At 70.3% G+C, this 25,196-nt stretch carries 21 protein-coding genes and 1 pseudogene; 8 read left to right on the forward strand and 14 right to left on the reverse strand.

Annotation, left to right across the window (positions count from 1 at the left end):
• Positions 1-159: 159 nt before the first annotated feature.
• Positions 160-549, reverse strand: coding sequence for a VOC family protein (locus AFM16_RS00465; RefSeq protein WP_030788471.1), 390 nt, complete (start codon positions 547-549; stop codon positions 160-162).
• Between the two features lie 199 nt (positions 550-748).
• On the opposite strand from AFM16_RS00465, the gene AFM16_RS00470 reads away from it, so the two are divergent.
• Positions 749-1,432, forward strand: a complete 684-nt coding sequence (locus AFM16_RS00470) for a TetR/AcrR family transcriptional regulator (protein WP_078631529.1) — start codon at positions 749-751, stop codon at positions 1,430-1,432.
• A 199-nt stretch (positions 1,433-1,631) separates the two neighbouring features.
• Here AFM16_RS00470 and AFM16_RS00475 read toward each other — a convergent pair whose 3' ends face one another.
• Positions 1,632-2,573, reverse strand: coding sequence for a LysR family transcriptional regulator (locus AFM16_RS00475; RefSeq protein ID WP_078631531.1), 942 nt, complete (start codon positions 2,571-2,573; stop codon positions 1,632-1,634).
• Between the two features lie 140 nt (positions 2,574-2,713).
• On the opposite strand from AFM16_RS00475, the gene AFM16_RS00480 reads away from it, so the two are divergent.
• Entirely contained in the window at positions 2,714-3,529 is an 816-nt protein-coding gene (locus tag AFM16_RS00480) for an inositol monophosphatase family protein (protein ID WP_078631533.1), read from the forward strand.
• Between the two features lie 59 nt (positions 3,530-3,588).
• Positions 3,589-4,185 (forward strand): annotated as a pseudogene (locus tag AFM16_RS40435) (NADPH-dependent F420 reductase).
• A gap of 766 nt (positions 4,186-4,951) precedes the next feature.
• On the opposite strand, the gene AFM16_RS00490 reads toward AFM16_RS40435, so the two are convergent.
• The 5 genes from AFM16_RS00490 to AFM16_RS00510 all read right to left on the reverse strand — a co-directional run bounded on the left by AFM16_RS00490 (position 4,952) and on the right by AFM16_RS00510 (position 8,790).
• Complete coding sequence (locus tag AFM16_RS00490; protein WP_078631535.1) at positions 4,952-5,557, reverse strand: dihydrofolate reductase family protein; 606 nt, start codon at positions 5,555-5,557, stop codon at positions 4,952-4,954.
• 319 nt (positions 5,558-5,876) lie between these two features.
• Positions 5,877-6,368, reverse strand: a complete 492-nt coding sequence (locus tag AFM16_RS00495) for a DUF4265 domain-containing protein (RefSeq protein WP_078631537.1) — start codon at positions 6,366-6,368, stop codon at positions 5,877-5,879.
• Positions 6,369-6,527: 159 nt separating this feature from the next.
• The gene (locus tag AFM16_RS00500) at positions 6,528-7,397 is read right to left on the reverse strand and encodes a glycosyltransferase family 2 protein (protein WP_179123233.1); all 870 of its coding nucleotides are present in this window, start codon (positions 7,395-7,397) and stop codon (positions 6,528-6,530) included.
• Positions 7,398-7,453: 56 nt separating this feature from the next.
• Positions 7,454-8,194, reverse strand: a complete 741-nt coding sequence (locus AFM16_RS00505) for a hypothetical protein (protein WP_078631541.1) — start codon at positions 8,192-8,194, stop codon at positions 7,454-7,456.
• The gene (locus AFM16_RS00510) at positions 8,191-8,790 is read right to left on the reverse strand and encodes a 2OG-Fe(II) oxygenase (protein ID WP_167797122.1); all 600 of its coding nucleotides are present in this window, start codon (positions 8,788-8,790) and stop codon (positions 8,191-8,193) included. The genes AFM16_RS00505 and AFM16_RS00510 overlap by 4 nt, the downstream gene beginning before the upstream one ends.
• Positions 8,791-9,062: 272 nt before the next feature.
• Here AFM16_RS00510 and AFM16_RS00515 point away from each other — a divergent pair, with 272 nt between their 5' ends.
• The gene (locus tag AFM16_RS00515) at positions 9,063-9,326 is read left to right on the forward strand and encodes a hypothetical protein (RefSeq protein WP_030788492.1); all 264 of its coding nucleotides are present in this window, start codon (positions 9,063-9,065) and stop codon (positions 9,324-9,326) included.
• Between the two features lie 84 nt (positions 9,327-9,410).
• Here the strand turns inward: AFM16_RS00515 and AFM16_RS00520 are convergent, their stop codons facing one another.
• Positions 9,411-11,096 carry a serine/threonine-protein kinase gene (locus AFM16_RS00520; RefSeq protein WP_306293462.1) on the reverse strand — a complete coding sequence of 562 codons (1,686 nt, stop codon included), beginning with the start codon at positions 11,094-11,096 and terminating at the stop codon, positions 9,411-9,413.
• Between the two features lie 234 nt (positions 11,097-11,330).
• Positions 11,331-13,544 (reverse strand): DUF262 domain-containing protein, encoded by a 2,214-nt coding sequence (locus AFM16_RS00525; protein WP_167797123.1) that lies wholly within the window; start codon positions 13,542-13,544, stop codon positions 11,331-11,333.
• Positions 13,545-13,992: 448 nt separating this feature from the next.
• On the opposite strand from AFM16_RS00525, the gene AFM16_RS00530 reads away from it, so the two are divergent.
• Complete coding sequence (locus AFM16_RS00530; protein ID WP_245177580.1) at positions 13,993-15,534, forward strand: serine/threonine-protein kinase; 1,542 nt, start codon at positions 13,993-13,995, stop codon at positions 15,532-15,534.
• Positions 15,535-16,268: 734 nt separating this feature from the next.
• Here AFM16_RS00530 and AFM16_RS00545 read toward each other — a convergent pair.
• The gene (locus AFM16_RS00545; protein ID WP_078631550.1) at positions 16,269-17,006 is read right to left on the reverse strand and encodes an SDR family oxidoreductase; all 738 of its coding nucleotides are present in this window, start codon (positions 17,004-17,006) and stop codon (positions 16,269-16,271) included.
• Between the two features lie 92 nt (positions 17,007-17,098).
• Here AFM16_RS00545 and AFM16_RS00550 point away from each other — a divergent pair, with 92 nt between their 5' ends.
• A complete protein-coding gene (locus tag AFM16_RS00550) occupies positions 17,099-17,938 on the forward strand; it encodes a LysR family transcriptional regulator (RefSeq protein ID WP_078631552.1) in 840 nt (279 codons plus the stop codon).
• Between the two features lie 170 nt (positions 17,939-18,108).
• On the opposite strand, the gene AFM16_RS00555 is transcribed toward AFM16_RS00550, so the two are convergent.
• Positions 18,109-19,620: an oxidoreductase gene (locus AFM16_RS00555; protein ID WP_078631554.1), complete on the reverse strand. Its 1,512-nt coding sequence runs from the start codon at positions 19,618-19,620 to the stop codon at positions 18,109-18,111.
• Positions 19,621-19,990: 370 nt separating this feature from the next.
• Entirely contained in the window at positions 19,991-20,737 is a 747-nt protein-coding gene (locus AFM16_RS00560; RefSeq protein WP_078631556.1) for an NAD(P)H oxidoreductase, read from the reverse strand.
• A 44-nt stretch (positions 20,738-20,781) separates the two neighbouring features.
• Here AFM16_RS00560 and AFM16_RS00565 point away from each other — a divergent pair, with 44 nt between their 5' ends.
• The gene (locus tag AFM16_RS00565; RefSeq protein WP_078631558.1) at positions 20,782-21,711 is read left to right on the forward strand and encodes an AraC family transcriptional regulator; all 930 of its coding nucleotides are present in this window, start codon (positions 20,782-20,784) and stop codon (positions 21,709-21,711) included.
• Positions 21,712-23,106: 1,395 nt separating this feature from the next.
• Here AFM16_RS00565 and AFM16_RS00570 read toward each other — a convergent pair.
• Positions 23,107-23,433 carry a WhiB family transcriptional regulator gene (locus AFM16_RS00570; RefSeq protein WP_030788520.1) on the reverse strand — a complete coding sequence of 109 codons (327 nt, stop codon included), beginning with the start codon at positions 23,431-23,433 and terminating at the stop codon, positions 23,107-23,109.
• A gap of 166 nt (positions 23,434-23,599) precedes the next feature.
• On the reverse strand, positions 23,600-24,031 hold the full coding sequence (locus AFM16_RS38975; protein WP_143648280.1) for a hypothetical protein: 432 nt from the start codon (positions 24,029-24,031) through the stop codon (positions 23,600-23,602).
• A 513-nt stretch (positions 24,032-24,544) separates the two neighbouring features.
• On the opposite strand from AFM16_RS38975, the gene AFM16_RS00580 reads away from it, so the two are divergent.
• A complete protein-coding gene (locus tag AFM16_RS00580) occupies positions 24,545-25,117 on the forward strand; it encodes a GNAT family N-acetyltransferase (protein ID WP_037875475.1) in 573 nt (190 codons plus the stop codon).
• The last annotated feature ends 79 nt before the right edge of the window (positions 25,118-25,196 follow it).

Genomic DNA, 25,196 nt, shown 5'->3' on the forward strand with positions numbered 1-25,196 from the left:
TCGTTCACTGGCATGCGCGTGCGCACCGGGCGGGCCGGGGCGCAGCGGGGCTGGGGAGGGGGCAGCGGGGGTTCTATGGGGCGTCTCCTTCGGTGAGAGGGTGCGAGAGGGGAGAGGGCGGTGGCGGACGGGGGCGGGCGTGCGGGCGTCGTCGCGGGATCAGGGGGTGGCCGGTGCCGCCCACTCGACGAACTGGACGATCACGCCGTTGGGGTCGGTGATCTGGAAGAGGCGTTCGCCCCATGTCTCCTCCCGCAGCGGCATGGTGATGTCCACGCCCGCAGCGATCAGGCGCTTTTCCTCTTCCCGGACGTCCGTGACGGTGAAGGCGAGGATCAGACCGCCGGCGTGCTGGTCGCGCTGGTCCGCCGGCAGCACCTGCGTGCCACGGGCCAGCAGAACGATGTCGACGGCGCCGTCCTGGCGTGCCAGGGACGCGAAGCCCTCGGCGGCGGCCTGTTCGGTGTAGCCCAGGTGGGTGGTGAAGAACTGCTGGGAGGCGGCGACGTCGTCGACGGTCAGCGACACGGTGGAGGCGGTGATCTGCAAGGTGTGTCTCCTCATGGTTGCGGGCCGGGGGCGTTGTGATGTCGATCGTCGGGATGCGGAGGGCGGCGGGGCCGGGCAAGAGGCTCAGGTATAGGGATGCCCCTTCTTCGCCCCGTAGCAAACTTACGACGGATGTAACTTTAGCTCTAGCCCGTCAGGGATGTCAACATAAAAATGCTACGGATGTAAAGTTGCCCTCATGGCTATCGACAGCACCTCCCCCGCGCCCCCGGCCGGCCTGCGGGAATCCAAGAAGCAGGAAACCCGGCAGCTCATCTCCGACCACGCCACCCGCCTGTTCATCGCCCAGGGCTTCGAGCAGACCACCATCGCCGAGATCGCCACCGCCGCACGGGTCGCCAAGAAGACGGTGTCCAACTACTTCCCGCGCAAGGAAGACCTGGCCCTGGACCACCAGGACGCCTTCATCGCCTCCCTGGCCGACACCGTGACCGCCCGCCGACCCGGCGAGTCCGCCCTGACGGCACTGCGCCGCGCCTTCACCGACGCCGCCACCGCCGCCGATCCGGTCGCCGGGTTCTCGGGCCCCGCCTTCGCCCGCATGGTCGCCGACAGCCCCACGCTCTCCACCCGCCTGCGCGACCTGCACGACCTGCGCGAGGCAGCCCTGGCCGACGCCCTGGCCACGGCCACCGGCGCGCCCCCCGACGACATCACCCCCCGCGCCGCCGCCGCGCTCCTCGGCGCCGTGCACCGCACCCTGTTCCAGCGCATCCAGGAACTCACCCTCACCGGCCACGACAACGCCCAGATCTCCGCCACCGCCACCGCAGAAGCCGACAAAGCCTTCGATCTGCTGGAACCCTCACTCACCCACTACGCCGCCAGCCGGACCACGCACGACACGCCCGCTCCCGGGTGACACTCGGGAGCGGGCAAAAACGTGTTCGGCCGCCCGTAGGACGGCCGGTGCGGCAACCGTGCTGCGCAGGTCCTCGCGACGGATTCCCCACAAGGCGAAAGGGACCGCCCCCCCCTCACAGACGGGAGCACGCCCTGTCTGAGCACGCCGTGCCCGGGTCGAGGCCGTTGCCGAGCAGGTCAGCCAGGCAGGCGCCCGATCATGTGGCAGTCCCGTCCGCCGGCTCGGGGTTCGGCTGTGGGGGCGTGCGTGTGGTGAGTGCGGCGCGGGCGAGGTCGCGTAGCCAGGTGTGGGCCTGGTCGGTGTCGTAGCGCTGATGCCACGACAGGTGGATCGGTGCCGACGGCAGGTCGAGCGGGACGGGGAGTACGGCCAGGCCGGAGCCGGCGACCGCTGAGCGGAGGGTGGCTTCGGGGAGGCAGACCACGAGGTCGCAGCCGCGCACGAAGTCCAGGGCGGCGGCTTCGGTGGGTGCGGTGGCCACCACGGTGCGGGTCAGGCCGAGTTGTGCGAGGGCGTCGTCGATGGCGTTGCTGAGGTTTCCCCGTCGCGAGACGGAGATGTGTCCGGCCGCGGCGTAACGCTTCGCGGTGACGGTCTTGACCCGGGTGAGGGGGTGCCCCTCTCTGACGGCGATCACGAGAGGGCTCTCGCCGACCTTCTCGGCACGTATGTCCGGTGCGCTCACGGGGTTGGCGTTGGCTTCCAGATCGACCTCGCCGCGCCGCAGTCCGGGGGTGTCGGTGGCCGTTTCCGCGACGAAGCGCAGACGCACGCCGGGTGCCTGCGCGCGCACGGCCGACAGCAGTGCGGGACCGCTCAGGGAGAGCAGGGAGTCGTGCCAGCGCAGGGTGAAGGTGCGTTCCAGGGTGGCCAGGTCGAGTTCACGGCTGGGGGCCAGTACTCCCTGGACCTGGTGCAGCAGCTCGTGCACCTGTTCGCGGACGGCGATCGCGTACGGCGTCGGGGTCATCGTGCGGCCGGTGCGCACCAGGATCTGGTCGCCGGTCGTGCGCCGGATGCGGCCCAGGCTCCGGCTCATCGCGGGCGCGGTGACGTGCAGGCGCGCGGCCGCCCCGGCCACGCTCTCCTCCTCCAGCAGCGCGTCGAGCGCGGTCAGGAGGTTCAAGTCCAGTTGCATGAGAGTAATCCTAGGCGTGCTTTACATGCATTTGAAGTTAATCATCGGGCTGTCTACCGTCGGGTGAGAGCGCAAGAACACGGCCCACGCAGCGTGGCCCGACCTACCTCATCCCCCCTTCCTCGCACGGGAGTTCTGCCATGCCCGAAATGCTTCAGACCACCGACTCCACCAACTACACCGACGTGGTGAGCGAGACCGCGGACGCCGTGCGTGCGGCCGGTGCGGCGCTGCGCGAGCGTTTCGGGGACGTGGTCCGTCCCAGCAGCCGCGACGAGCTGATGCGCGCGCTGGCCGACAACGACGACACGGCCCTCGCGGTCCTGCGCCCCCGCCTGACGCGCCTGCGTCCGAACGCCGGCTGGGTGGAGGAGGAGTTGGACGGCGGGGCGCTGCCGCCCGGCGAGTGGTGGGTCGTGGATCCGGCCGAAGGCAACATCAACCACCTGCACGGCCTGCCGGAGTGGGCGGTGACCGCCACCCTCGTGCGGGACAACCGGCCCGTGCTCACCGCGGTCCACCTGCCGCTGACGGGCGAGACCTACACCGCGCTCACCGGCGCGGGCGCCCACCTCGACGGACGGCGGCTGCACGTCTCCCCTGCCACGGACCTCTCCCTGAGCGTCGTGGCCACCAGTCAGGCCCGGCCGGACGAGGACGGGACGGTCGTACGGCGCGTGGGCTCCTCGATCACCGCAATGCTCTTCGACGCGCTCGTCGTGCGCACCGCCGTCCCCGCGACCCTGCACCTGCTGAACGTGGCCGCCGGCCGGATCGACGCCTTCTGGCAGTTCTCCGGCGCCCGCGCGGACCTGCTGCCCGGCGCGCTGCTCGTCACCGAGGCCGGCGGACAACTCTCCGACGCCCAGGGCCACCCCTGGACCCCGCACAGCGACAGCTTCCTGGCCGCCGCGCCCGGCGTCCACGCCGCGGCCGTCGCCACGCTCTCACGCTGAACACGCATCACGACCGCTGAACACGTATCACGACCAACGAACGGAAGGACCAGCGCATCATGACCACGATCGCAGTTCTCGGGAACGGCCGCGTCGGCGGCAACCTGGCCACAGCCCTCACCCAGGCAGGGCATGAGGTGACTGTCGCGGACCGCGCGCCGGGTGCCGCCCCGGACGCCGTCCGGACGGCCCGGATCATCATCAACGCCACCCCGGGCGCCGGCTCGCTGGACCGGCTCGTCGCCCTGCGCTAGGAACTGCGCGGCAAGATCCTCGTCGATGTCTCCAATGCCACCGTCGACGGACCGGACGGTCTGCCCGCCGACCTGATCTACCCCGGCTCCAGCCTGGCCGAGCAACTCCAGGAAGCCCTTCCCGAAACGTACGTCGTCAAGACCCTCAACACCATGCTCTTCCCGGTGATGACCGCACCCGCCGCCCTCACCCAGGCACCCGATGCCTTTCTCTCCGGCGACGCCCCTCAGGCCAAGCAGACCGTGCGTGAACTGCTCACCGACCTCGGCTGGCGCCCGGAATGGATCACCGACCTCGGCGGCATCGAGACGGCCCGCGCCACGGAGTCGGCGGTCCTGTTCGTACCGCACGTCATTCGCTCCAGCGGATTTGCGCCCTTCGCGATCTCGATCGCCCGCTGACCTGGACGCCCTGAGCCCGGGGCGGGCGGGACCAGAAGTGTCACCGAGGAACTGTCCGCCCGAACACGCGCCGGAGGCAGACGGAGACGGCGACCCTCGGCCGATACCGGACCACTAGCGCAGTTCAACGCTGGCGCTGGCCGGTTCACCGAGGTGACCGGCGCCAGGCAGCACAAGCGCGACGGTCTCACGCTGCGCGCTCCCGACGACCCGTCCCGCGCCCACTCGGTCCCAGGCCACAGCCCAGAAGGCAGGCGGTGGCCGCGACTGACAGGACGGCCCCCGCCCCCGGACACACCAGGCCGAACAGCCGGAAAGCCAGGGCTCTCCGACCGGCTACGGGACAGTGCGAAGGCACCCGCCACTCCCCCGGGTCGCCGACCGGGGGATCGCGTCCACTGGATGCCCGGCTCCCGGCGGATGCCCAACGAAGCGCATCTCTGGGTACGGTCCCTGGCGGGCGCACTCGGCAAGAAGCCCGGTGAGGCCCTCGACATGGCCGGTGTGCGGCGACGGTTCCTCTCGCATACCCAGCACGAGAGCTACCTCGCCGTACCCGTGGGCCCCGGCAAGGTCACCGGTCACCGAGTCGAGCACGTCATGAGGACGGCGCACCCGCATTTGCTCCAACAGTTCCACCCGCGCCGGGAGGACAACGCCGTCCGGCGGCGGGACGAGCCGCGCACGTGCCGCCTATCTCCCGGACCGCCGTTCCCGGAGAGCCGTCGGCGGGCTCGTGCCATCGGGCCGTCGGGACAGGGCAGCGTCACGCAGGGGCGCCCAGCGGTGGGTGCTCGAGCACGCGGGGCTTGTACTCGACGAGCTGGATGCCGCCGTCGAAGGTGCGGTGCTCGGTCATCTCAAGGGCGACGTCCGGATAGCCGTCGTAGATGCGTTCCTCGCCCGTCGCCCCGGTGATCACCGGGAACATGCCGACCCGGAAGCGGTCGACGAGGCCGGCGCGCAGCAGGGACCGGCTCAGGCTGAGGCTGCCGATCGTGCTGAGGAGCCCCGTACCGCTCGACTTCATGGCGCGGACCGTCTCGACGGCGTCGTCGCGCACGAGCGTGCAGTTGGCCCACGTCAGCGGCTCCGCGAGCGAGGAGGAGAACACCACCTTGGACGCCTGCGTCAGCTCGTCGACGGACGCCTCTTCCTCGGGCCGGAACTCGTCTTGTCCAGGCGGGACCTCGCCTGCGGCGAAGCCCGACATCAGGCGGTAGGTGTTCGCTCCCATCAGGTAGGTGACCTCGGGCTGCTCACCGAGCCAAGCGAGGTACTCCGGGCCCTCGAGACCCCAGAACCCGGGCCATCCCTGTCCCGATGCGTAGCCGTCGAGGGAGGTGATGAAGTCGACGAGAAGCTCCGACATGGCGGGGTCCTTTCCTGAGGTGTCATGAGCTTGGACCTGCCGGGAGCCACAAACTCATCGGCCGCGCCGTGGAGCAACCAGAGAACCCATGAGGACGCGGCCGGTCAGGGCCCGGAGCCCTAGTAATTGCACTGTGCACGCAGTCAGGGGCTGATCTCCACGCTATGGGGAACGGCGATGCGAGTTCTGCCAAGCCCCAGCTCAGCTCCACCCGCGAACGGCCGTTGATCGGGACGACCTCGTAGTCATGGAGCGCCTCACCTGCGCGCGGGCCCTGGCCGCCTCGTAAAGGCGAAGGGCCCCGGCGTGGTGGAGTGGATCAGCTTTTGGCAGAGAACGGCATGGCATCGGCCCATTCCCGGAAGGCGCGGTCCGCGGTCACCTCGCGCTTCATGACCTCATACAGGTCTGAGGGGTCTCTGTCCGCCGGGATGTCCACTGCGACGTGACGGTCGCCGCTCCACTCGCTGAGAAGACCTGCGGCGCTGATCTCGGCCCTGATGCGGTCCGTCGTCTCGACCAGCCGCCCGGGGTCCGGGGTGGGCATCAGGAGCATGCGCAGGACACGATGCGAGGACAGCTCCACCACCTCGCTGACCTCGTCGTTCTCCGACAGACGGACCCGGTCCCCCAGGGCGAGGCCGTACGTCCGGAACGGGATGCAGGCGACGGAGTAGACCCCGTCACCGACGGGCTTGAGCCATAGCTGTTCCTTCTGGCCGTCCAGCCCGAAGGGGGCCAGGTCAGCGTGCGCGATGTAGTTGTGCTGATCCCGTCCGACCGGTTCGTCATGGACGATGAAGACTGTCATGCGCTGCCTTTCCTGTGCCTCGGCCCCATGATGCCGTGGCCGTTCGACGGCATCTTCAGAGGGGCCGGTCCCGTCAGGTCCTGTCCGGCAGCGGAAACACACGTTCCCGGAGGAGTCGCCGCCGGCCCATGCGTTCGCGGGTCTGCGCAGGACGGGGCGTCAGCGCCAGTCGCCGAACCTTTCGAAGTACGCCTTCAGCGGGCGCACGCTGGTCGACTCGACGGCGGCCCGCTGCGCCTCCCAGTCGCCGGCGAACGCTTCGACCAGCACCTCGGCAGCCCTCGGGGTACCGATCACCTTGCGCAGGCACTCCTCGCGCCGGGAACCGTCGAAGTGGACGAGCGCGGTGCGCGCCAGGTTGTAGGCGCGGCTCGTACCGTTCAGGCGGTACGGCGGATACGGACGGAAGCGGTGTGTCAGCCGTGCCCCCGGAACTGCCAGCAGATCGAGCCCGGCTCGCCAGGTCCGGAGGCTGAAGTCCACGTCCTCGAGGCCGAGTTCGCGGAAGGCGTCGAAGCCGCCCAGGCGGTGGAACGTCGACCGGCGTACCGTAAGGCAGCCGCCCGGCGCGAGGGGCACGGCGTACGGGGCGCCGCCGTCGGGTTCGGGAGGCAGCCAGCGGGTCCGCAGGTGGGCGTCGATCAGCCGCGCCCCGCAGCCCGCCGCCACGCCGGCGGCGTCGGACACGGTGGGCGCGAGGACGGCGTCGGGTCCGGCGTCCAGGGCCGTGCACAGGCGTGCCAGGCAGTTCCGCTCAAGGCGGCAGTGTGCGTCGAGGAAGACCAGGTGCGTACCGCGGGCGAGCCGGGCGCCCGCGTTGCGGGCCGCGGCCACGCCGCTGCGCCGGATGCGGTGCACGACGACACCGCGGGCCCGCCATTCCTCCCGTTCCAGCGGGGCGCAACTGCCGTCCGTGCCGCCGTCGTCGATGACGATCGTCTCGTCCGGGACGACGGATCCGGCGTACACCGACTCGAGGGTCGCGTGCAGTTCGGCGCCCTCGTCCAGCGTCGAGACGATCAACGACACCGTCGATGCCCGTGCGCGGTGCGGCGGCGCCTGCACGGGTGAGGGCGCCGTAGGGCTCATCTCAGCGGTGGCCCGGGGGTGCCGGGCGGGACGCCCCCGGGCGGCAGTGTGGCGACGAGGTCGATCAGGCCCGGGAGGAGGGCCGCGTGCCTGAGCGAGTCCTGCAGGTAGGCCGTCAGCCCGGCGGTGAGCGCGAAGTGGTAGGAACCGAGCCGGTCGAGCTCCCCGCCGTCCAGGTCCAGTGCCAGGACATCGCCGGTGCGTAGTGCCGTCAGGCCCAGGGTGTCGAGGATCTTGTGGGGCGGAGCGGCGAACTCCAGGTAGTCGGCGAACTCGGTGGACGACTGGAAGTCCGCCTCGGCGAAGCCGGCGCGTTCGAGGGCGCGCTCGAGTGCCCGGTCGCCCTGGCGCACCAGATAGCTGGCCGACGGGACGTCCGTCTCGTGCAGGTGTTCGAGCAGTTGCTTGGTCAGGGCGGCGACGAGGCCGATGTTGGTGGCGTTCCGCCGGTCGGTCAGGACCGGGGTGAGATGGGCCCGGCCCTCGGTTCCGATCATGGCGATGCCCACCGCCTCGATCGTCTGCGACCCGATGCCCGTGGGCGGCCACGGCCGCTCCGTCACGGCGAGCGTCAGGACGAGACCGTGTCCGGACAGCAGTGGTTCCAGCACCTCGGTGAAGAGGTACGGATATCCGTTGCGGCGGCAGAACGCCGCGAGCGCGGTCCGCGTCTTGAGGTCGGTGTCGCGGGACACCCCCAGTCGGACCGACTCGTTGGCGGAGGAGTGGTACGTCATCGCGGGCCTCCGAGGGCGGGGGAACCGGCACTGGACATCCAACCGGCGACTGCGTACCGCGTGCCGTCGAGCACGGTCGCCACCTCGTGCATCAGGGAGGAGCGGAAGAGCAGCAGCATCCCCGGCTCGGGCACGACGACCACCCGGCGGTCACGCAGGCGGGGATCGGTCTCGTACACGGTGAGCGCGCCGCCGTCGAACGTCGGCAGCACCCCGCTGGCGCGGCGGCCGTTGAGGTACAGCAGCAGCGACCAGCGGTGGGCGGCGAGCCGCGGCGGATCGTCCTTGTGGTTGGCGACGTCGCGGTGCGCGCGAAAGTAGCTGCCCTTCTCGTACGACATGAAGTACGGGCCGTAGAGGAAGTCCGCGTCCGAGTCGAACGCCGTGCGGTGGTCGTCGAAGTAGGACGCCATGCGTTCGCCGATGCGCCGCTTGTGGTCGTCGGGGAAGTGGTGGTCGAAGCAGAGGCGCAGCGAGGGGTCGAGGACCGACTCGCCGGCGCGGACGACCTGGGCCGGCTCGCGGGGTGACTCGTCCATGGCCCGGATGGCGTCGGCGCATTCGGAGGCCGAGAGGAAGCCCGGAGCCGACGCCACGTTCGGCGTCCTGAACTGGGGTCGCATGAGTACTGACGCCTCCCGGTGGGGTACGTCGCGTGGGGTGCGTCCAGAGTCCTGCAAGCGGACCCGGCCCGCGGGGAGCGGCACGCCGGACTAGCCCGTGCGGCGGAACGGGCGGCGGGAAGACGGGGGCAGGAGGACGGGGGGCGGCGGGGCTGCTGAAGGGTGTTGCGAGGGACCCCGCGCCGTCGGCGCCTTCGCGCTGTGATGAACTGGGCTACTGATCATCATCGGCTCTAGGGGGAGAAATGGCGGCGGACGCAGAGGAGTTGCGCCGGGACGGGCACCTGATCGAGAGGTGGGCGATCGGGTGGATGCTCCTGTCGCTGGCGCTGTGGGGGTGGTTCGGCTACCGATACCTGATGGACGACGACAGAGGGTTCTACGAACCCACGGATGACAGCCGCGCCCTGGTGGGCATACTCGCGCTGGCGGTCGTTCCGACGATCATCACGGTGGCGACCCTCACGTACGCCCGGGTCCTGTTCCGACTGGCTCGCCGGGCCTCGTAGGAGGCGGCGGCAGCAACTGCATCGCGTCGAGCACAGCCTGCCGCGACGTGGAAGACACCTCCGGCCTGGCCGAGCGTCTCCGGGTCAGGCGCCGACATGCTCGCTCAGGCAGACGTACTGCGGGGGTTGCTGGTCGTCGAGGCTGCTGTAGTCCAGAACGGCGGGGTAGGTCAGACGCGTTCCGGGATACAGGGGCGTGCAGTCCTGCTCGGTGTCGAAGAAGACGACGGTGTACTCCCCCGGCGGATCCTGGGTGCCGGCGGGACTCACCAGGTCTCCCCCGCACTGGTAGCCGGGCGCGTTCATCAGCAGCACGGCGTCACGGGATGTGTCGCTGCCGCTGCCGGTCCAGGCGACGCAGTAGGAGACTCCCGGGTCGCCGCCGGTGGACGGCTCGGAGATGATGTTGACCCTCTGGAGCGCGGGCGGGCCGCCGCACAGGCTGTCGATGTCCTTGATGTAGTACGGGGACCGGACGGCGCAGATGTCCTCCCTGGACTCGCAGGTCGCCGGGCCGGTGGGCAGCTTGTAGGTGACCGGTAGGCAGTCGGGGGACGACGCCTTCCCTGCCGGAGTTCCCGCTTCCTGTCCGGCCTCTGGAGCGTCCGCGGCCGGGGAGGCTGTCACCGCTTCCGGTGAGGCGGTCCGTGCTGCGGAGCGGTGGCCGGGGGCGGGCGCGGAGGCCGTGGTGCTCGCCCCGGCCCGCGTGCTGCCCGGCTTCCCGTCCCCGTCGTGTGCTGCCATCAGGTAGGTGCCGACGGCGGCCACCCCGACAACGGTGACTGCGACCGTGGCACCGAGCCAGGCCCGGCGGCGGGCGACCCTGCGCCGGGCCAGGGCCCAGGCCGGGTCGTCCTCTGCCGTCGACAGACCTTCCCATCCGGTCATCACCAGGTCCGCCGTCAAGGTCGGAGCCTCGGCCTCCGGCCGCAGGACGTGGGTGCTCTGGGCGGCGAGGAGCACCGTGCTCCGCCCCGCCAGAGCGGCGGCGGTGGGCCGCGCTTCCGGGTCTTTGGCCAGCGCGGACGTGGCGAGGTCCAGGAGGTCGTCGGGGAGTCCGGCGAGGTCGGGGTCGGCGGACATCACCCGGGCGGCGACCGCGTCCGGTGCGCCGGTGCCGAACGGGGGGCGTCCGGTGGCGGCGTAGGCGAGCAGCGCTCCCCAGGCGAAGACGTCCGCGGCCGGGCCCACGGCGCCGGTGCGGTAGCCCTCGGGGCTGATCCAGCCGCTGGTGCCGGTCATCACGCCGGTCCGGGTGACCGAGGTGCCCTCCAGGGCGTGGGCGATGCCGAAGTCCAGTACCCGGGGTCCGTCGGGGGCCAGGATGACGTTGCCCGGCTTCACGTCGCGGTGCACCACCCCGGCTTGGTGGACGGCCGCCAGCGCGGCGGCGGTCCCGGCCGCCAGAGCGTAGAGCCGGGCCCCGGACAGCGGGCCGTGCGTGGCGATGTGTTCGCCGAGGGTGAGGCCGGGCACGTACGGGGTGGCCAGCCAGGGGTCAGCCGCGGCGGGGTCGGCGGCGAGCAGCGGCACCAGGCAAGGGCCCGTGACCCGCCGGGACAGCTCGACTTCCCGCTTGAACCGGGCCCGGAACTCGTCGTCGCCGGCCTGCGCCGGGTGGACGACCTTGACCGCCACCCGCCGGCCGCCGGGATCCAGGGCCGCGTAGACCGTTCCCATGCCGCCTGAACCCAGCCGGCCGATGACCCGGTACGGACCGATCCGGCCCGGATCACCAGGCCGCGCAGAATGAATACGCGCAGACAACAACGCCCCCCACAGGCAAGATCCACCGACCGCGCCGGTCGGACCGCAACTGTCTCACGCCCACCGGGGGAACCTCAGCCGGGCGACCGGCCGGGCCGACCGCGCCCTCGTTCCCCGCCTGCTCGACGTCGACGTCGACGTGACGTTGGCGTCGACGGGCAGCCCGCCTGGACCGCGCAGAGGCCGTCCGGGTTCAACCCCGTGCATGCCGAACGTTCCTGGACGGGCAGGGAGGTGTCACAGGTCGCCTGAGGCCATCGCGCGATCGCGTAGCGTTCGCAGGCTGATGCGGGCCCCCGCCTCGTCCTCGATGCGCCATTCGTTCATGCCCTGGCAGGTTTTGGTGCCGCGGGCGACAGCGCCGGCTTCGTCGACCCGGCCGTAGGGGGTGCCGCCGGTCGCGTTGAGGATGATGCCGCCGTCTTCGTCGATGGTGGCCCAGTGATCGGTGGAGCGGTAGGTGAGCACGATCTGGGTGCCGGCGGTCAGGATCCGGGCGGCGACCATGCGGGCGACATCGGTGCGGCGGCGCCCGGCGACCGGTCGGCGCTGCGCGGTAGCCCGGCGGGGCCGGGTCGGCGGCTGCGGGACGCCTTCCGGCTCTCCGGCCGGGGGGACGGGCAGTCCGAGGCGCTCGGGGTTCCAGATGTGTTCGAACAGGCACAGATACAGCTCCTGGCGGGTCTGGACAACCGAGGTCATCGTCTCCCGCGGGCCGAACGGCCTGAGGACCTTGTCGAGCTTGTGGGTCTTGATGAACTCGCGCAGCAGCGGGTTTCGCTGGTCGTATCCGGGGGCGATGATGCCCAGCAGGACGTTGCTGCGGGCGTAGTAGCCGGCCTTGTCGTGCAGGGGCAGGTCGTTGATGCTGGAGTTCTCGCGCCCCATGAGCAGTCCCAGGCCGCCCAGTTGGTTGCGGCGGCTGCGGAAGACGACGGGGTCGGGTATTTCCTTGTGCACGCGGTGGTGGTGGTTGGCCCACAGGTGCTCGATGTGGAACCGGTCGCGGTCTAGGTAGGCGAGCACGTCGTGGGGGCGCTGGCAGGACTCTTCGACGTAGGCGGTGGCCCGGGCCAACAAGTAGCGGATCTGATGGGCGTTGTTGCCGCGCAGCCCGAGCGTGACGGCGTCGCGTATCGAGCCTGGGTCCTGGGTGACGAGGTCGCCGAGGGCCTCGGCGACGTCGGCGACGGTGCGGCACCTGCTCAGGAGGGGTACGAGGGTGTCGTGGGTCAGGGTGTCGGCGTCCGCCGACTGCACCGGCAAGTCCTGCAGGACCCTGAGGGCGTACCAGCGGTCCATGTAGTCGGCGACGAGGCGGCCTTTGTGCTTGGCGTCGGAGGGCTGGTCGTCGGGGTCGATGGCGGCGAGGATGGCGACGGCCTGGCAGCCCAGTGCGTTGCGTTCGTTGAAGAGGACCGTCTCCAGGCGGTCGCCGCCTGTCTTGAGTGCGCGGCCGGCGGCGAGGAAGGGCCGAAACAGCCTGGCCGACTTCAGCAGGTCTTGTACGAAGTGCAGGAAGTTGTCGGGGTGTTCGGGTACCAGGTGCAGGCGGGCGGCGTTCTGGCGGACCCATACGTTGAGGTTGCGCTCGATCTGCCGGCGGTCCTCGTCCTGGGCCTCGCGTGCGCAGCGGGCCAGCAGGAATGCCTTGATGAAGCGGGATGCGGCTGTGGAGTCCTCCCGGTCGGTGGCCAGTTCCCGGAGCATCTCCTGCCACTGGGTGTTCAGTTGATCCTCGTTCGCTCCGACGTGGGAGAGCAGGTGGCTCTTGAGGAGGTCGACGGCGGTCAGGCGGGCGCCGCGGTCGTTCATCGTCTCGAACATCCGGTAGCCGTGGTCGGAGTCGGCCGCGCGGATCCCGACCAGGACCACCCGGTCCAGCAGCCACTCGGTGAACCGGGTCAGGTTCTCCGCGTCGAGTTCTTCCGCGAGCTGGGACTCGATCTGCCGGCTGCGTGCCCAGAGGTTCCGGCGCGAGAGCGAGTCGCCGGCGCCCGTTTCGTAGGTGCGGGCCTCGGCGACCGCTCGCAGGACCGGTTCGTGATCGGTGATGCCGAGCGAGAAGTGCGCTCCGTCGATCGTGATCACCCGGTTGAGGCGGTCGACGGCCCGGGTGTCCGCGCGCTCCTGTGCCGCAAGCCGCAGTTGCAGGAAAAGCAGGTGCAGCGTGACGAACCGCTGCTGCCCGTCGACGAGGTAGCGCCTGTTCCTGGCGGACTCGTAGTAGACGAACGGCCCCAGGAAGTACTGCGGTGCCGTGTGCGGTCGGCGCAGGTAGGACGGATTGGCGGACCAGTTCCTGAACGACCCGCACAAATCCCGCAGCAGCGTGCGGACTTCGTCCTCACCCCAGGTGTAGTCGCGCTGGTAGTAGTCGATTTCATAGGTCACATCACGGAACAGCTCCTTCAGGCTGAAGCCTTGGGACCTGATCTCGTCCGAACCCATGACACCACTCCCCACCTGCCCGGCTGTCTGCTCATAGTCCCAACTCCCCCGCCATTGCTGTAGCCCTGGATCAAATCTGGCCGTCACTCCGCGCGGGGAGTATGGGTCGTGGGCATCGCCGCGAAGCGGCAGAAGGCGGTAAGTCCAGCCGCTGCGGGCGGCACGGGGCGCCAGGTCCGCCCATTCCGGTTCATTCGCAGGTGTTGGCGCATGGTTCCGCTGGATGCGTGGGCGGGCTCGGGGCGGGCGGCCCTCCGCTGTTGCGGGGTGCCATCGCCGATCGGCTTGTGGCGGACACCCGCGGATCCTCGACACCATCGGCATCCGCTCGACGTGCCGAAGTCGGTAATTGCTCCAATTGACGGACATGGTCGTCGACAGACGGACATGATGCTCTTCGCCGATGGCGGGGCGGACAGAGCGGTTCGGAAGGGATGTGGGCGTGGGCGTGGGGGGCAGTGGGCGGGTCGAGGGGCTGGAGGCGAGCGATCCGCGGCAGGTGGGCCGCTACCGGATCGTGGGCCGGCTGGGCGCCGGCGGGATGGGCCGTGTCTACCTCGGCCGGTCCCCGGGCGGCCGCCCGGTCGCGGTGAAGGTGGTACGGCCGGAACTGGCGGAGGAGCCCGGTTTCGCGAAGCGGTTCGCCCGTGAGGTGACCGCGGCGCGTCGGGTGAACGGTTTCTTCACCGCAGCCGTGGTCGATGCCGACCCGCAGGGGGATCCGGCCTGGCTGGCGACCGCCTACATGCCGGGCCCGTCCGTGGCCGAGGCCGTCGAAACCCACGGCGCGTGGCCGGCGGCCGCGGTGCGGGCGCTGGGAGCGGGAGTGGTGGAGGCGTTGGAGGACATCCACCGGGTGGGGCTGGTGCACCGGGACCTCAAGCCGTCGAACGTGCTCCTGGCCGCTGACGGCCCCCGTGTCATCGACTTCGGGATCTCGCTGGTGAGCGAGGCCAGCGCCCTCACCGCGACCGGGCTGACCGTGGGCACTCCAGGTTTCATGTCGCCCGAGCAGCTCACCAACGCCTCCATGGGCCCGCCCAGCGATGTCTTCTCCTTGGGCGCGCTCCTGGCCTACACGGCGACCGGTCGGGGCCCCTTCGGCGAGGGCTCGGTGCACGCGCTGCTCTTCCGCATCGTCTACGAGGAACCCGACCTGAGCGGCGTCCCGGACAGCCTGAGCCCGCTCATCGCCGCGTGCCTGGCCAAGAAACCCGAGGACCGGCCTGGCCTGGACGCCCTTCTGCACCAACTCGCCTTCGACGAGTACGACGCCGCCGGGTGGCTGCCGACGGCCGTCGCCGCGGACCTGGCAGACCGCGGTGAGGCACACGCCGCCTTCCCGCCCCTGCCCGTCACACCTCCACCACCGACCGCATCCCCGGGTGAGGTGCCGGCCCCTGCCCGACCGGCGCAGCCGCCCCTGCCACCTGTGCCGGCCTCTACCGCACCGCAGTGGCCACCGACCGAACTTGACGATCCGTCGGTTCGGCGTCCGCCGCCGGAGGGGCGGTCCGTCCACAGCGCACCCACCTCGACCGCTCCGTCCTCCTCGTCCCGTGCCCGTGCTGCGTCGGCCGGCGCCGCGGAAGGGCCCGGCCGGGCAACTGGTCGGCTGCACGCCCTGGCCCCCGGCCTCTACTGTCTCCTGCCGGCCCTCGCGTGGCTGATCGGATGGAAGTCCAAGCTCTACATCGACCCCGACGACCCCTATGCGCTCTGGAGCGAGAACACCGCCATCACCCTGGTCATCGCGCTCGTCGGCATCGCCCTGACGCTCCACGCCGAGACCACGGCCCGCCTGCTCCCCCCGGGACAGAGCCGCACGCTGCGCATCCTGGGCTGGAGCCTGGCGGTCACCGTGAGCGTCTGGATCCTCAAGGTGCTCTTCCTCAGCCTGCTGGCCCTCCCCCTGGCCATCACCATCCTGGTGACCACCACGACGATGCGCTACAAGCTCAGACGACGAACCCGGGCGACAGCGCGGTGACTTGCGCACACACCACCCGCGTCAGAAGGCCCGGGAAACGGTACCCGGTGGCTCGTCTCGCGGCGTTGGCCGGGTAGTCGACGTGTCGACCGGCGGTAGGCAAACCGTCTCCAGATCCTGATCTTGGAGGTGGTCGTGGGGCGTCGGCCGAGTGTGTTCATCCGGGCGGTCAGCATGGACGAGGGCCGCAGGCTGTAGGGGGTCAGCCGGTCGTCGAAGGATCCGATACGGCTGCGGCGGGCGATCGTGGTGCTGATGCGCGCCCAGGGCCAGACGGTCAAGGAGCACCTCTCTGATGCAGGTCGGCGAAGGCTACGTCCGCGACGTGATCCACGCCTTCAACGAGCGGAGGTTCGATGTTCTGGACCCGCAATGGAGCGGGGGACGCCAACCGGTGATCAGTGAGCGGGTGCGCGAGCACATCCGCCTGATCGCCCGGACGTCCCCCGCCGACTGGGCCATCACCGGCTTTTGCCACCACCTAAAGCCTGGCCAAGCTCGCCGACCGCCGCACCCACGCCGAACAGAACGCCGCCATCGCCGCATCTATCCGCCGGCGCAACGCCCACGCCGAACCGAAGACCCGCTTCGCGCCCGAGTCACCGATCTGCCAGTGGACCGATCACCCGGCCAAAGCTGCGTGACAATGCCCAGTGACAGCGATCTTCGCTGGATGCACGTAGGCGGACGGGCGGGCTACGGCCTGATCGACGAAGAACGCATCCGAGGTCAGGTCACCAGGGTACGACGCCGCTGTCGTCGAACAGCCGGCCGGTCGGGCCGTCGTCCGGCAGGGTCGCCAGCCGGATGGCGATCGCCGCGCCCTGCTCGGGGGTCTGCGTCCCGCTGAATCCGTTGAGGTCGGTGGCCACGTAACCGGGGCAGGCGTTGTTGATCAGGACGTTGGTGCCGCTCAGCTCCTTGGCGTACTGGACGGTGAGGGCGTTGAGGTAGGTCTTCGTCGGCGCGTACGCCCCGCTGATTCCCCCGAGATCCACGCCGGGCGTGGTCTGGAGTGTCAGGGAGCCGACGTGGCTGGACTGGTTGACGATCCGCGGGTGCGCCGAACGGTGCAGCAGGGGCAGCATCGCGTTGGTGACCCTGATGACGCCGAGGACGTTGGTCTCCAGCAGTCGCCGCACGGTCTCGAGGTCGATGGTCGTCGGTTCCTCCGGCCGGCCGTCGGCAACGCCGGCGTTGTTGACCAGTACGTCCAGCCGTCCTGCCCGCTCCTCGACCAGTTGGACTGCGGCGGCGACGCTCCCGGCGTCGGTCACGTCCAAGGGCACGCCGAACGCGTCAGCACCGGCCGCACGCAACTTCGCCACAGCGTCCTTCCGGCGCTGCTCGTCCCGGGCGCCGACACCGACACTCCAGCCCCGCGCACCGAGCCCGGCCGCGATCTCATACCCGATTCCCTTGTTCGCACCAGTGACCAGCACGATCGTCTTCTCGCTCATGAATGCGAGCATGCCTGCGCCGCCGCCGGGCACCAACACCCTCTCGGTAGTGCAGCGATACCCGAGCGGTATCGATCAGCCGTCTGCCGTCCTAGCCTGGGCTCATGGAAATACGCGAGCTGCGGTACTTCGTCGCCGTCGCCGAGGAGTTGCACTTCGGCAAGGCCGCCCAGCGCCTCGGGATAGCCCAGCCCCCGCTGTCCCGGACGATCACACAGCTCGAGCGGCGGCTCGGAATCGCACTGCTGGAACGCAACAGCCGCAAGGTCACGCTCACCGAGGCCGGAGCCGTGCTGCTGGCCGAAGGACGCGAGATCCTCAGCGCAGTGACCGCGGCTGAGCGGCGTACCCGACGGGCCGCCACGGCACACCCCAGCCTTGTGCTCGCCGTCAAGTCCGGCACCGGTGGCGAGCTGCTGACGAAACTGCTCGACGCCTACGCCGCAGAACCCGGCGCAGCCACCGTCGATCTGCTGATCTGCGAGGCACACCAGCACCGGCAACTGCTGCGGGAGGGACAAGCCGACGTGGCTCTGCTGCACCTGCCCTTCGACTCGGCAGCCGGGCTCGACACCGAGACCCTGTACACCGAGGGACAGGTCGCGATCCTGCCGGCCTCACACCCGCTCGCCATCCGCTCCCAGGTCCGGATGGCCGACGTCACCACACTGCCCGAGCTCCCGCCGGCCCGCTGGCCCGGTCCTGACGGCAGCTACCCGGAAGGACCGGGCGCGGAAATACGGAACCTGACACAGCTCTTCCAGCTCATCGCGCTGGGCCGTACCACCGTGGTCATTCCCGAGTCATCCGGCGCTGACCTGCGCCGGGACCTCGCCGCGGTGCGGGTCCTGGACGCTCCGCCTGTGACAACGGTGATCGCCTGGCCGCCGCAGAGCCGCCTTCGTGCAGTTGCTGACCTGGTCCGCGTTGCAACACTCCTTTGAACCCGGATGAGGAGGGCGGCCGCCCCCGACGACAGCCTCGATCAGGCATCTGACAGCTCAACGCCCCTGCCTCAGCAGGGCAGTGTCCCTGACGGTCTGCTGCCCTCGAGACAGTCCTCTGACCGCCGGACGGCGCGTCGATTGCCCAGCCAACGCTGCGAGACCAGCCGCTAGTTCTTCTGCAGGGTGCGGGTGACGCCCGCGATGACGGCTGTCGTCAGCATCCAGCCGAAGGCGATCAGCAAGTAGGCCAACCATTGGAGGCCGTCGTTCGACCAGTACCACCCCGTGCGCTGGCCCAGCCCCCCGATGGGGATCAAGAGGTCGAGTGTGTAGACGAGGGGCTGGAACGGGGCGCCTTCGCCCTGCTTCACCGACGTCGGAGACTGCGTGCCGAAGGCCAGGGTGCCCAGCAGGGTCAGTATCAGAAGCCACACGCCTGCCAGCCATGGTCGGTAGCCGTAGCCCACGGTCACATCGAGCAGGTGCCCCCAAGCGCGGGCCGGCAGAGACAAGGTGAGGCGCCGGTGACGTTGTTTGCTGAGGAGCACGCGCCGGGCGTCGTCGTCGTGGCCGATCTGTCGGTACCAGCCCGCGAGTTGTTCGTACGGCTGAGGGGAATAGCCGGGATTTCGACGGATCCACGCCAGACGACGCGCGACGTCGTCCCTCGCGAGCGTTCCGCCGTCGCCTGCTGCGGATGACGCGTCTGCGAATCGGATGGAGCCGTATCTGAACCCGTCCAGCAACACCTTCCCCGGCCAGCTCTGCTCGCTGTCCTGGAGCCAGGCGGCCTGCGCGAACCGGAGATCGACCGATCCCGAGAGCGGTGCGGCGGTCCTGAAGTCGAAGTCCGCAACGTGCATCGCTGTGCAGTCCAGGGCGATGCCGCCCCCGTTCAGACAGGCCCCCTCGAAGGTCAGCAGACCTTCTATACGGGCCCTTCGCAGTCGTACCTCTCCTTGTGCGGTGAACCCTTGGGAGCAGTCCACGGTCGAAGCGACCACGCCGCCTGCGGCAAGTGCGACTCCGTCGGCGTTCTCCAGCCGTGCGGCCTGCAGAATCAGTCCGCTGGGTATGTGCGCGCCGGGCAGTCTTAGCCCGCCTTGTGTGGTGAGCCGTTCGCCGAAGACGCCGCCTTCCAGGGTCAGGCTGCCTCCGGACACCGCCCACTCTCCAGGACCGGAGATCCTGGCATCTGTAAGCAGCAGATTTCCGGCCACATGAGCGTTGGCGAGTATGAGAGGGCCGCCTTCGAGGGCAGACCGTCTCAGGTCCAGATCACCCCCGATTCGGGCGAGTTCAGCGTCGATCCCGGGGACCCGGCTGTCCGTGACCGCGATCGACCGGGTCGTGGCGCCGCGCATGTTCACCGCCTCGTCCAGGCGGCAGCCCTCCAGTGAGAACGTGTGGCTGATCTCCGTTCCTGACAGGTCGAGACGACCGGTGATACGTGTCCCGGCGAGCCGGAGGGCGGCTACGGTGCCAGATCGATCGTGGTTCCCGCCGAGCAGGAGCGTCGCCACGACGGCTGCGCGGACAGTGCGTTCGGGGCCCCACTCTTCACCCGCAGCGGGGTCGTCGGCCTCGGGTACGCCCGTGCGCAGATCAACTCGATGCCCCTCGGGAAAGGCATCCCACAGCGTGCGCTCCGGCGGGGTCAACTCGCTATATGACAGCACTCATGCAGAGTAGTGATCTTCTCGCCCGGTCGTGGCGGTGCCGGGGGTGGGAGGTGGCGGTCTGTGTCGTCGATCGTCCGGTGGAGTGGTTACGCCGATGAGTTCGCCGTCCGTGGGCCGCATGCCGAGCCACGCGACGCCGACATCTGCCCTCGGGAGGGCGCCGGTGTGTGTCAGAACGTCGTTATGAGCCCGGCGGCCTTGACCAGCGCGCGCACGTCCTGCGGCAGTACCGCGTCCGGCGGTGTCCCGGCGGCGCAGCGCTCGGCGGGCAGGCGGCGCGATTGCGCCCAGGCGTCCGTAGGTGCGAGCCGGGCCACCTGGTCCCGCACCTGCTGCCGCAGTGTCAGCCCACGGGGTCCGGAGGCTGTCAGGCCTCGACGAGTTCGTCCGCGAGGAACTCCGCCACGAACTTCCGTGCCCGACGGTCGAATTCGGTGTACTGCGCCTCCCGCTCGGCGCCGGCGACCGCTTCGCCGACCAGCAGATTGCCCTCGGCGTCGATGCGCTGCGGTCGCTCCTCCGCGTCCAGGAGCAGGCCTACGGTGGAGCGGGAGAAGCCGCAGTAGTAGGCGATGCCGTCGCTCAGGTTGGCCTCGAGGACGGACTGCATCGACTCCGCGACGGGGTCGTCGGCGGTGGCGCCGGCCAGGGCCAGCCACAGCATGCGCTTGCCCGCCAGGCGGGGCTTGCTGCGGCCGTAGGCAAACCCGTAGTTCCATACGCGGTCGATCCATCCCTTGAGGACTGCGGGCACGCTCTGCCAGTACACCGGGAAGACGGCGACGACGACATCGGCGTCGAGGATCCGCCGCATGTGGGCGTGCGCCTCGTCCGAGTACGGCTTCTCGCGGTTGCCCCAATCCGGCTGGTCCTCCACGTTCATCCGCGGGTCGAACCCCTCGGCGTACAGGTCGAGCAGGTCGATGCGGTATCCGGCGGCCTCGAGCTGGGCAGCCGCGCGGCGGGCGGTGTGGGCGGTGAGGGAATCGCTGCGGTGGTGCGCGACGACCACGAGGGCCGTCCTGGTGTCGCTGCTGTGCTGCGGCACGGTGTCTCCCGAGGGCTCGATCTGTGCGGTGAGTCCAGTACAGCCGCGGCGCCGTAGATGATCCATGGGAGAAACTCTCCAGGGCATAGGAGATCGTCTACGATTGGGCTGTGGATCCTCTGAGTTCACTGCTGAGCGGTATCCGGGCCGAGGGCTCGGTCGTCAGCCATGCCGTCCTGACGACGCCCTGGAGTATCACCTTCGCCGATGCCGCTCCACTCACCATGGTCAGCGTGCTGCGCGGGGGCGGCACGCTGCTGCTGTCCGACGGCGCCGAGCGGGCGATCGGCGCGGGCGACACGGCCATCATCCAGGGCCCCGCGCGGTTCCGCCTCGCGGACGAGCCTGCCACGGTCCACCGTCCCCACACCGCGTACGAGATCAACTGCTTCACCGCGGACGCCGCGTGCACCGGCCAGGAACTCGACGGCATCCACTGGGGCACCGGCCCGGAGGGAGCGACCGCGCTGATCGTGGGCGCCTACCGCGCCTCGGGGCACCGCCACGAACGGCTCCTGCGCGCCCTGCCGCCCGTCTTGGTCGTCTCCGAGGACGCCGAGGTCTGCGCCTGGCTGGAGAACTCCGCCGCCGACGCCGCACGGCTCTCCGCCGGTTCGCAGGCACTGATGGACCGGCTCCTCGACTGGACTCTGGTCTGCACGCTGCGCACCTGGTTCGACCGAGCGGGCGCCGACGCGCCCGGCTGGTACCGCGGCCTCGCCGACCCGGTCCTCGCCCCCGCCCTGCACGCCTTCCACGGGCGTCCCGCCGAGAGCTGGACGGTCGCGTCGCTGGCCGCTCAAGCCGGCGTCTCCCGGGCACTGTTCGCCCGGCGCTTCACCGAACTGATGGGCCGTCCGCCCCTCACCTACCTCACCGAGTGCCGCATGGACGACGCCGCGGCACTCCTGGCCGACACCGACCTCAGCATCGCCCAGATCGCCAGGACCGTCGGCTACGCCGACGCCTTCGGCTTCAGCACCGCCTTCAAACGCCACAAGGGCCTCAGCCCCAGCACGTTCCGCACTACTGCGGCGTGAGTCACGGCACGCGGCCGAAAGACACAGGCCCCGGTGGTCCAGACCGCAGCACAACGAGACGCCGTGCCGGAGCAGCAGGGCGGCCGACGGTCGAGGTAGGTAAGAGGGCTGCCGCACGACACGCGATGTGGGTCGTCTTGAGGCTCCGTTGCGGGGGCGGTTCGGCGTGGTCTCGGGCTGGCTTGATCGTGGGGGCCAGGGGAGCACGCACACCGTGTCCAGGTCGGTGCCGGAGGCAGCCGCGACGGTGGCCCCCACCTCTTTCGAGGCGCAGTGCGGCTTCATTCCCGTCATCGGTTCTCCCGTGCGGCCGTGCCGTCGCGACCGTGGCGGTCCTGTGCGCCAAGTGGGTGCCGGCCCCGTCCGGTTCAGTAGATCCGAGGGCTGTCACGGGCGAGCCGTTGGTGGCAGCGGTGCGCCTCGCTGCCCGCCGCACGGGGTGAGGCGCGTGATCTCTCCCAGACCGTGACGTTGAGAAAAACATGATCACCAAGGGTGTCTTCTCAACAGCTCTGTCCGTCACCGTGCTGGCTGCGTCCACGGCCCTGGGGGCGGGCGTCGCCGTCGCCGACGACGGCGACGCAGCCCTCGACAACACCACTCTCCTGGGGCCGGTCGTCACCCCCATCTTTGCTCCCGGACTGGCAACCAACGCGGCGCAGAACGTCCCTGCCACCCTCTGCGCCGTCTCCTCCCCCATCCTCGGAGTCCCTGAGCGGGCCCGGGGCGACGAACTCCGAGGCTGTCGCGCAGAACGGCTGACAGCACCACCCGACACTGCCCTCTGGTCACCGACAGGCCCGAGCAGGGAACGCCTGCTGGGGCGATCGGCCGGCAGGAGCCAAGCAGACCGACAGCTCGCGCGGACGGCACACGCCGAAGTGCTCCTGACCACCACGGCAGAGGCACCGCGCAGACCACCCAGATGCGCCCCGGTGTACTCCACCGGGGCACATCCTCGTGCAACCTCCCCAAGGGCAGCCTCCGTGGCCGACGTTGGGCGCCTCAGGCGGGACGGTCGGCCACAGCCGCGCGCAGCAATTGCACGTCCGCCTCTTCCCCGGCGGCTGCCTCAAGCACCGTGTACACCACCTCGGCTCGTCGGGTGGATGTGCGCCTCAGGTCTCGAGTGACAGCCCAGGTCCGTCAGAGGACGACTGGCCGGCGCACCTGAGCCCTGCCCGGGACCTCTCCATCGCCACAGGTGAGGCGGAACTCCACGCAGTCATCGACCAGGCTCTGCTCCTCACCGACGCTGGAGCGGTGAGCGGCATCCTCGCGGTGCTGGCCCACGCCGAGACCGCAGCCGCGCGGCGCTGTCGAAGGCGACAGACCTTCGACGGCGCCGCTGCGAGAGCCGCCGCGAGGCCGGGGCCCACTACGGCGTGGGGATGGTCATCCGGCGGCGTCCCAGGCCGGTTCGTCGCCGGGAGCGGCCCGTTGCTCGTGCTCGGACCGGGCGGCTTCGAGGAGGCGGCGCCAGGACGTGACCAGTGGGCGCCGTCGCAGCAGGGAGCGGCGTTCCCGCTCGGTCATGCCGCCCCAGATCCCGTGCTCGATGCGGTGATCGAGGGCGTGGGCGAGGCATTCGGTGCGCACCGGGCAGCCGGTGCAGATGGCTTTGGCCCGGTTCTGGGCCGCGCCTTCGGCGAACAGCTCCTCCGGATCAGCAGTTCGGCAGAGCGCTCGCGCACCCCAGGTGTCCTGATCGTCCTCGACCATCTCGACGCCGTCCTCTCCCCCGGTCCGGCCCGACGCCGGCCTCCCCTGGGCCGACGCAGGGCCGAAACGGTACGGCACGCGCACGGGAGCAGGGAAGATCGTCGGCTGGTGGCAATCCCTTCGGGTGAAGGGCTCTTGACGGATACGCAGTGCCGCGTGGCGCGGTTCAGCCGGTGGCCGAGCAGCCAGGCATCGCTCGCAGCGTCACCTCGCTCGTCGGTGCGTTGGTCCTTCGCCGGATCGCCGCGAACAGCGCGACGCGGACTTCACCGATCGGGTAGTCGATCCGGTCGTAGGGGAGTTGGAGGGTGGTGTTGTCCGGGGACTTCAGGCGGACCAGGTCGAGGCTTCCGCCGGGAATCAGGTCGCGGTGCCCACGCAGTTCCAGCGGCAGGCCGCGTTCCGGGTCGGTGAGGGCCTCCACCAGCTCGGTCCGGCGCAGGCCGGTGTCGGAGTCGTGGTGGAGCCGGAGGATCCAACGGCGACGGTGTGCAGGAGCCCGAGGCGGCGCAGCCGGCCGCTGGGGAGCCAGGGCCCACCGCGCCAGCCGGGCTCCCGTGGGTGAGCGGCGGTCGTTCGTCCTACCACCGTCGTTCATCGGCGGTCCAGGTGTCGCCGGCCAGCCAACTGGCCTGCCCTCCGGTGCAGTGGATGTGATGGGCGAGGGGTGAGTTGGATGCTGATCGGCTGCCCTAGCCGACGGAGCTCGATGCCGCGCTCGGTCCGCGCGTGAATCCGGAGTCCGTTGAGACCGTGGATCAGGTCCTGCCCAGTGTCTCGGGGCGTGCCGCTGGGCAACAGGCCGGCCAGCATGTGGTCGGGGCTCGCATTGTTCTCCAGATGGAGTCCTGCTCCCTTGGCGGTGGGCTGCACGTACCGGATACCGAAGGGGACTCGGGCGATTCCGGCCGACCTGGTGAACTGAACGGCGTACCTCCATCCGTCCGGAGTCCGGTACAGGGCGAGGCTGGTCGGCGGACCGAGGGGGCGTCACGTCCGCCGTCCACTCGCCGCCCATGCGGCGCGTGCGGCGTCATCGGGACGTACGCGCCCCCGACCGTCCGGGTAAACGGATGGTCGGGGGCGAGCATGACGCGACAGGATGCTCCGCATGACGTTGCCCACCCCCGAGCTGCACACCGCTCGCCTGCGACTGCGGCCGTTCGCCGACGCCGACGCGGCGCCGCTCTACGCACTGCACAGCAGCACCCACGTGCTGCGTTACTGGGACTCCCCGCCGTGGACCGAACCGGCGCGAGCCCAGCGCTTCATCGCGACCTGCCGGACGATCCAGGAGGAAGGCACGGGAGCGCGGGTGGCCGTCGACCGTGTCTCCGACGGTGCGTTCATCGGCTGGTGCGGCCTGACCGGATGGAACCCGGACTTCCGCAGCGCGTCCCTGGGCTACGTCTTCGACGCCGCCGCGTGGGGTCACGGCTACGCCACGGAGACCGCACACGCCGTCCTGCGGTGGGCGTTCTACACCTTGGACCTGAACCGCGTCCAGGCCGAGACCGACACCCGCAACTTGGCGTCCGCCCGGGTCCTGGAGAAGCTCGGCTTCGTCCGCGAAGGCACCCTCCGCGAGGACTGCGTCGTCAACGGCGACGTATCCGACTCCTGGGTCTTCGGCCTCCTCCGCCGCGAGTGGCACCCGACGAGCATGCCGCCGACCGGTCGATAGGACCAAGACTTGCCCGCTCATGTCGCTTCTCGTGGATACGCCGCCGTCAAGGAGGACGACCACCACAGCCACGGTGGGA

The sequence above is a fragment of the Streptomyces antibioticus genome, from assembly GCF_002019855.1.
GTDB lineage: Bacteria > Actinomycetota > Actinomycetes > Streptomycetales > Streptomycetaceae > Streptomyces > Streptomyces antibioticus_B.

Coding starts and splice junctions, on each gene's coding strand:
- AFM16_RS00470 (WP_078631529.1), top strand. CDS start 749: ATGGCTATCGACAGCACCTCCCCCGCGCCCCCGGCCGGCCTGCGGGAA.
- AFM16_RS00475 (WP_078631531.1), bottom strand. CDS start 2,573: ATGCAACTGGACTTGAACCTCCTGACCGCGCTCGACGCGCTGCTGGAG.
- AFM16_RS00480 (WP_078631533.1), top strand. CDS start 2,714: ATGCCCGAAATGCTTCAGACCACCGACTCCACCAACTACACCGACGTG.
- AFM16_RS00490 (WP_078631535.1), bottom strand. CDS start 5,557: ATGTCGGAGCTTCTCGTCGACTTCATCACCTCCCTCGACGGCTACGCA.
- AFM16_RS00495 (WP_078631537.1), bottom strand. CDS start 6,368: ATGACAGTCTTCATCGTCCATGACGAACCGGTCGGACGGGATCAGCAC.
- AFM16_RS00505 (WP_078631541.1), bottom strand. CDS start 8,194: ATGACGTACCACTCCTCCGCCAACGAGTCGGTCCGACTGGGGGTGTCC.
- AFM16_RS00515 (WP_030788492.1), top strand. CDS start 9,063: ATGGCGGCGGACGCAGAGGAGTTGCGCCGGGACGGGCACCTGATCGAG.
- AFM16_RS00525 (WP_167797123.1), bottom strand. CDS start 13,544: ATGGGTTCGGACGAGATCAGGTCCCAAGGCTTCAGCCTGAAGGAGCTG.
- AFM16_RS00545 (WP_078631550.1), bottom strand. CDS start 17,006: ATGCTCGCATTCATGAGCGAGAAGACGATCGTGCTGGTCACTGGTGCG.
- AFM16_RS00550 (WP_078631552.1), top strand. CDS start 17,099: ATGGAAATACGCGAGCTGCGGTACTTCGTCGCCGTCGCCGAGGAGTTG.
- AFM16_RS00560 (WP_078631556.1), bottom strand. CDS start 20,737: ATGGATCATCTACGGCGCCGCGGCTGTACTGGACTCACCGCACAGATC.
- AFM16_RS00570 (WP_030788520.1), bottom strand. CDS start 23,433: ATGGTCGAGGACGATCAGGACACCTGGGGTGCGCGAGCGCTCTGCCGA.
- AFM16_RS38975 (WP_143648280.1), bottom strand. CDS start 24,031: ATGAACGACGGTGGTAGGACGAACGACCGCCGCTCACCCACGGGAGCC.
- AFM16_RS00580 (WP_037875475.1), top strand. CDS start 24,545: ATGACGTTGCCCACCCCCGAGCTGCACACCGCTCGCCTGCGACTGCGG.